Source organism: Variovorax sp. 01T439_2 (assembly GCF_056398445.1).
On record NZ_JBFTPJ010000307.1, the window covers coordinates 1 to 5948 of the forward strand.

Consider the following 5948-nt stretch of genomic DNA (forward strand, 5'->3'; position numbering starts at 1 on the left):
TGCCGGAGCAGGCCGAAGCCTTCGACGCCACGCCGCAACTGATCGAGCGCGGGCGCTACCTTGCACTGGCCGGCAACTGCGCCGGCTGCCACACCACGCGCGGCGGCCAGCCCTATGCCGGCGGACTGCCGATCGAGACGCCCTTCGGCACCGTGTATTCGAGCAACCTCACGCCCGACGCGCAGAACGGCATCGGCAGCTGGAGCAGCGCGCACTTCTGGCGCGCGATGCACAACGGCCGCAGCAAGGACGGCCGCCTGCTGTACCCCGCGTTCCCGTATCCGAACTTCACGCAGGTCACGCGCGAAGACTCGGACGCGATCTACGCCTACCTGCGCAGCCTGCCGCCCGCGCCGGCGCCCAACCTGGCGCACCGGCTGCGCTTTCCCTACGACACGCAGGCTGCACTCGCCGTCTGGCGGGCGCTCTCCTTCAAGCCCGAGGCTTTCGTGGCCAACACGGCCAAGCCGGCCGAATGGAACCGCGGCGCCTACCTGGTCGGCGGGCTGGGCCACTGCATCGCCTGCCACGGCAGCCGCGATTCGCTCGGCGCCACGCAGGTGAAGCTGGGCCTTTCGGGCGGGCTGATCGCGGCGGAGAACTGGTATGCACCATCGCTCGCCGACCCGCACCAGGCCGGCGTGGCCGACTGGCCGGCGGCCGACGTGGTGGCGCTGCTCAAGAACGGCGTGGCGCCGCGCGGCTCGGTCATGGGGCCGATGGCCGACGTGGTCTTTCGCAGCACGCAGCACCTGAGCGAGGCCGACCTGGCTGCGATGGCCAGCTACCTGAAGGACCTGCCCGGCGTGCCGGCGCAAGCCGCGGCCCCCGTGCGCCCGGCCGCCGCAACCACGCGCCGCGATGCCGGCACCATGGCCCGCGGCGCCAAAATCTACGACCAGCAATGCGCCTATTGCCATGGCGACCAGGGCCAGGGCGCGCCCGGCGCCTTTCCGCCGCTGGCGGGCAACCGCGCCGTGAACATGGCCGAGACGACCAACCTGATCCAGGTGATCGCGCACGGCGGCTACCTGCCCTCCACCGCGGGCAATCCGCGGCCCTACGGCATGCCGCCGTTCGGGCAGGTGCTCGATGCAGGCGACGTGGCCGCGGTGCTGACCTTCATTCGCGGGTCATGGGGCAATGACAGTGCGCCCGTGACGCAGCTCGACACGATGCCGCGCTGAAGAACCGCAGGGCGCCTGCTCAGGCCGCGACGGCCTCGCGCGGCGCCCCCGCTTTGGCCGGCACCGGCATGTGCTGCGCCCAGTCGATGATCTCCAGCGTGCCATCGGCATGCTCGGCCAGCGCCGTGAGGCTCTCGACCCAGTCGCCGTCGTTGCAGTAGAGGATGCCGTCGATGTCGCGCATCTCGGCATGGTGGATGTGGCCGCAGACCACGCCCTGCACGCCGCGCTTGCGGGCCTCGCGCGCCACGGCGTTCTCGAAGTCGCCCACGTAGCTCACGGCGCGCTTGACCTTGCCCTTGAGGTACTTGGAAAGCGACCAGTACGGCAGCCCCATGCGCGCACGCAGCGAGTTGAGGTGGCGGTTGAGCTTGAGCGTGAATTCGTAGAGCGAATCGCCCACGTGCGCGAGCCACTTGGCGCACTGGATCACGCCGTCGAACAGGTCGCCGTGGATGATCCAGAGCTTGCGGCCGTCGGCGGTTTCGTGGATCCATTCCTCGGCCACGTCGATGCCGCCGAAGTTGTGGTTCAGGTACTTGCGCGCGAACTCGTCGTGGTTGCCCGGGATGAAGATCACGCGGGTGCCCTTGCGCGCCTTGCGCAGCAGCTTCTGGATCACGTCGTTGTGCGCCTGCGGCCAGTACCAGTTCCGCTTGAGTTGCCAGCCGTCGATGATGTCGCCGACCAGGAACAGGGTTTCGCACTCGGTGTGCTTGAGAAAATCGAGCAGCGCGCGGGCCTGGCAGCCGGGCGTGCCCAGGTGCAGGTCGGAGATCCAGAGGGTGCGGCAGCGCAGCGGCGGGCGCGCAAGATCGTCGTCCTCCGGCTCGGGGGCCCGGGTCGCGGTGTCGCGCCATGCGCGCAGGAAAGCATCGTCGCGTTGCATGGACGGGTAGGCTCCCACCAACGCGTGACCGGGCGATGGCGATCCCGTGACATATCGATGACGCGCCGAAGCCCGCGCCTCGGGGGCGTCCTCAGCAGCGTTGAATTTCCACGGTCGAGTGCCGGATTTCCTCGTGCATCGAAAAGCAGGCCCGCACCTCGTCCGCCGTGAGCGTGGGCGAATGCGTCACCACCGTGAGCGCGCAGGCATAGGCCTCGCGGCCCACGCGCCACACGTGCAGGTCGGACACGCGGGTTTCCGAATCGGCCAGCATGGTTTCCACGCCTTCGCGGATCTCGGCCGTCACGGGATGGTCCATCTCGCGGTCGAGCAGCACCTTGCCGGTTTCCTTGAGCAGGCCCTTGGCCCACACGGCCACCAGCACCGCGCCGACGATGCCCATCACCGGATCGAGCCAGGACCAGCCGAAGAACCAGCCGCCGAGCAGCGCGCCGATGGCCAGCACCGAGGTGGCGGCATCGGCCACCACGTGCAGGTAGGCGGAGCGCAGGTTCAGGTCGTGGCCGTGGGCGTGGCCATGGTCGTCGTGGTGATGGTGCGCATGGCCATGGTCGTGCCCATGCCCGTGATGGTGCGCCGAGCCCAGCAGCCGCGCGCAGACCAGGTTGACCACCAGACCGAGCACAGCCACCGCCACGGCTTCGCGGTAGTGGATGACCGAGGGCGAGAGGAGCCGCTCGATCGAACCCACCACCATCAGCGCCGCAACGCCGAGCAGCATCAGCGCGCTCGCAAAGCCGCCCAGCACCTCGATCTTCCAGGTGCCGAAGGCAAAGCGCGGATCGCGCGCATAGCGCCGCGCCGCCGCATAGGCGAAGGCGCTCAGCCCGATGGCCAGCGCATGCGAGCTCATGTGCCAGCCGTCGGCCAGGAGCGCCATGGAGTTGAACCACCAGCCGGCGCCGATCTCGACCACCATCATCGCGGCGGTGATCCACATCACGAGGCGGGTGCTGCGCTCGGCCGATTCGTTGCCTGCGCCGAAATGATGGTCGTGCTGCCAGGCACTCAGGTCATGGGTATGCATGGGTCGTCAGATTCCGAAGAGGTCTTGTCCGTCGGAGCGGCTCGAAGGCGGCGTCACGCCCAGGTGGCGGTAGGCCGCCAACGTGGCGATGCGCCCGCGCGGGGTGCGCTGCAGGTAGCCCTGCTGGATGAGGTAGGGCTCGATCACGTCCTCGATGGTGTCCCGTTCTTCGCCGATGCTGGCTGCCACGTTGTCCAGCCCCACCGGGCCGCCGTCGAAGCGGTGGATCACGGCTTCGAGCAGCTTGCGGTCCATCAGGTCGAAGCCCTGCGGGTCGACGTCGAGCATGGCAAGCGCCTTGTGCGCGATCTCTTCGGTGATGCGGCCGTTGCCCTTCACCTCGGCGTAGTCGCGCACGCGCCGCAGCAGGCGATTGGCGATGCGGGGCGTGCCGCGCGAGCGGCGCGCGATCTCGAAGCCGCCGGCCGCGTCGGTGTCGACCTTGAGCAGGCCGGCGCTGCGCCGCACGATGAGCGCCAGTTCCTCGGGCGTGTAGAACTCCAGCCGCGCCACGATGCCGAAGCGGTCGCGCAGCGGGTTGGTGAGCATGCCGGCGCGGGTGGTGGCGCCCACCAGCGTGAAGGGCTGCAGGTCGAGCTTGATGCTGCGCGCCGCGGGGCCCTCGCCGATCATGATGTCGATCTGGTAGTCCTCCAGCGCGGGGTAGAGGATTTCCTCGACCACCGGGCTCAGGCGATGGATCTCGTCGATGAAGAGCACATCGTTGGGCTCCAGGTTGGTCAGGAGCGCCGCCAGGTCCTTGGGCTTCTCGAGCACCGGCCCGGAGGTCTGGCGCAGGTTCACGCCCAGCTCGGCCGCGATGATGTGCGACAGCGTGGTCTTGCCGAGGCCCGGCGGGCCGAACAGCAGCACGTGGTCGAGCGCTTCCTTGCGCTTGCGCGCCGCGCCGATGAAGATCTCGAGCTGCTCGCGGACCTTGGCCTGGCCGACGTATTCGTCCAGCAGCTTGGGGCGCAGCGCCCGCTCGATGGCCTCTTCCTGGGGCGAAGCGGGGGCGGCGGACACCACGCGGGGCGGGGCTGGGGCGAAATCGTCGGTCTGGATGGTCATGGAATGAGAGGCTGCAAGGGCAAGTTTAGTGCCTGCCACACTGGCAGAATGCTTCGGCCATATAACAAACGAGGGGAAGCCGGCACGTGTCGATCTACGAACTGAAACCCCGGTTCCAGGGCCTGCTGCGGCCGCTCGTGGGGCGCCTGCATGCCATGGGCGTCACCGCCAACCAGGTCACGCTGGCCGCGTGCGCGGTTTCGGTCGCGCTCGGGCTCTGGCTTTTCTTTGCGGCGCCGTCGCTGGCCGCCTTCGGGCTCATTCCGGCCTGGATGTTCGTGCGCATGGCGTTCAACGCCATCGACGGCATGCTGGCGCGCGAGCACGGCCAGCAAAGCCGGCTCGGCGCCTTCCTCAACGAACTGACCGACGTGGTGTCCGACGCCGCGCTGTACCTGCCGTTTGCGCTGGTGCCGCCGTTCAGCCCGTTCTGGGTCGGCACGGTGATCGTGCTCGCGGGGCTGAGCGAATTCGCGGGTGCGCTGGGCCCCACGGTAGGTGCCTCGCGCCGCTACGACGGGCCGCTCGGCAAGAGCGACCGCGCCTTCGTGTTCGGCGCGCTCGGCCTCTATGTGGCGCTGGGCTGGCCGCTGCCGGGCTGGGCGGCATGGCTGATGCCGCTGGCCGCGGCGCTCGTGGCCTGGACGGTGGTCAACCGCGTGCGCCGCGCACTGGCCGAGGCGGCGTAGACCGCACACGACGAACAAACATATGAATAGCGACAGGGATCCGATGACCGACACAAGCACCCATCCACAACGCAGTCCGCAGGAGCGCCAGTTCCGCACGCACGACGGCGAATCGCTCTTCTACCGGCACTGGCCGGCCACGGGCGGCGCACGGCGCGGCGCCATCGTGCTGTTCCACCGCGGCCACGAGCACGGGGCGCGCATGGCGCACCTGGTCGACGAGCTCGACCTGCCCGACTTCGACTTCTTCGCCTGGGACGCGCGCGGCCACGGCCGCTCGCCGGGCCAGCGCGGCTACAGCCCGAGCTTTGCCACCTCGGTGCGCGACGTCCAGACCTTCGTCCAGCACATCGGCAGCGCGCATGGCGTGCCGGAGCACGACATCCACGTGATTGCGCAGAGCGTGGGGGCCGTGCTGGTCTCCACCTGGGCGCACGACTACGCGCCCAAGGTGCGCGGGCTCACGCTGGCCTCGCCGGCCTTCAAGGTGAAGCTCTACGTGCCCTTTGCACGCGCCGGGCTCGGGCTGATGCACAAGCTGCGCGGCCTGTTCTTCGTCAACAGCTATGTGAAGGCGAAGTTCCTCACGCACGACCCCGAGCGCATCGCAAGCTACGAAAGCGATCCGCTGATCTCGCGGCCGATCGCGGTCAACATCCTGCTCGGCCTCTACGAAGCCGCCGACCGCGTGGTGGCCGACGCCAACGCGATCACGCTGCCGGTGCAGCTGCTGATCTCGGGATCGGACTGGGTGGTGCACCACAAGCCGCAGCACCAGTTCTTCGAGCGGCTGGGCAGCGCCGTCAAAACCAAGCTCGAACTGCCGGGCTTCTTCCACGACACGCTGGGCGAGAGGGACCGCGCGCCGGCGGTGCAGGCGATCCGCGAATTCATCCTGCAGCTGTTCGACCAGCCGCCCGCGCTGGTCGACCTGCGCACCGCGCACCTGGCTGGCAACACCGCCGACGAGTCGCGTGCGCTGGCCGAGCCGCTGGCGCCGCTCTCGCTGCGCGGCGCCTACTGGGGCATGACGCGCGCCAGCCTGCGCCTGGGCGGTGTGCTCT

6 protein-coding genes are annotated in these 5948 nt (G+C 69.3%); 3 read left to right on the forward strand and 3 right to left on the reverse strand.

The features are described from left to right. Nucleotides 1-1187: c-type cytochrome (locus tag AC1DOC_RS15885; protein WP_478130064.1), on the forward strand; the 1187-nt coding region annotated here is incomplete at its 5' end. A gap of 19 nt (nt 1188-1206) precedes the next feature. Here AC1DOC_RS15885 and AC1DOC_RS15890 read toward each other — a convergent pair. The 3 genes from AC1DOC_RS15890 to ruvB form a co-directional block, all read right to left on the reverse strand. Then, the gene (locus AC1DOC_RS15890) at nt 1207-2076 is read right to left on the reverse strand and encodes a UDP-2,3-diacylglucosamine diphosphatase (protein WP_018906211.1); all 870 of its coding nucleotides are present in this window, start codon (nt 2074-2076) and stop codon (nt 1207-1209) included. Between the two features lie 91 nt (nt 2077-2167). Beyond that, nucleotides 2168-3124, reverse strand: a complete 957-nt coding sequence (gene dmeF / locus AC1DOC_RS15895; RefSeq protein ID WP_412511933.1) for a CDF family Co(II)/Ni(II) efflux transporter DmeF — start codon at nt 3122-3124, stop codon at nt 2168-2170. A 6-nt stretch (nt 3125-3130) separates the two neighbouring features. Next, the gene (gene ruvB, locus AC1DOC_RS15900; RefSeq protein ID WP_018906209.1) at nt 3131-4195 is read right to left on the reverse strand and encodes a Holliday junction branch migration DNA helicase RuvB; all 1065 of its coding nucleotides are present in this window, start codon (nt 4193-4195) and stop codon (nt 3131-3133) included. Between the two features lie 86 nt (nt 4196-4281). Between ruvB and AC1DOC_RS15905 the strand changes: the two genes are divergently transcribed. Beyond that, nucleotides 4282-4884, forward strand: a complete 603-nt coding sequence (locus tag AC1DOC_RS15905) for a CDP-alcohol phosphatidyltransferase family protein (protein ID WP_412511934.1) — start codon at nt 4282-4284, stop codon at nt 4882-4884. Nucleotides 4885-4927: 43 nt separating this feature from the next. Next, nucleotides 4928-5948: lysophospholipase (locus AC1DOC_RS15910; RefSeq protein ID WP_478130065.1), on the forward strand; the 1021-nt coding region annotated here is incomplete at its 3' end.